A 711-nucleotide genomic window follows, 5' to 3' on the forward strand; every position below is an offset into this window, starting at 1 on the left:
TAGGGCTTTTTTTGTTACAATATCTGTATGCAATTCACATTTACATTACCCGAATCCTTGCCTCAAATGACGGTCAAACAATTCCTAGAGGAACAACTCCTCATCCCTAGAAAGATCCGCCATTTCTTGAGAACAAAAAAGAACATCTTAATTAACCACAAAGAAGTTCACTGGAACGAGATGGTCAAACCAGGAGACGTTTGCCAGTTGACTTTTGACGAGGAAGATTATCCCAAAAAAGAAATCCTTTGGGGAAATCCAGACCTCGTTCAAGAGGTTTATCAAGACCAACATCTCATTATCGTTAACAAGCCAGAGGGAATGAAAACTCATGGAAATCAACCTGATGAAATTGCCCTTCTCAACCATGTCTCTGCCTACATTGGTCAAACCTGCTATGTCGTTCATCGCCTGGATATGGAAACAAGCGGTTTAGTGCTTTTTGCTAAAAATCCTTTTATCCTACCCATTCTCAATCGTTTGTTGGAGAAGAAGGAAATTGCTCGCGAGTACTGGGCACTCGTAAAGGGGCAAGTGGGGAACAAAGAACTTATCTTCCGAGATAAAATTGGTCGTGATCGACACGATCGCAGAAAACGAGTGGTAGATCCCAAAAAGGGGCAACATGCCGAAACCCAGGTAAGCCGACTAAAGCAATTTCCAAATCAGACTACCCTTGTCCGTTGCAAACTAAAGACCGGTCGAACGCAT

General features: G+C 42.6%; 1 protein-coding gene. It reads left to right on the forward strand.

Translation table 11 applies throughout. From position 1 onward, the window contains the following. Positions 1-27: 27 nt before the first annotated feature. Positions 28-711, forward strand: a 684-nt coding sequence (locus GMD6S_RS09820) for a pseudouridine synthase (RefSeq protein WP_001160825.1), incomplete at its 3' end; no start/stop codon positions are given.

The sequence above is a fragment of the Streptococcus sp. GMD6S genome (assembly GCF_000297015.1).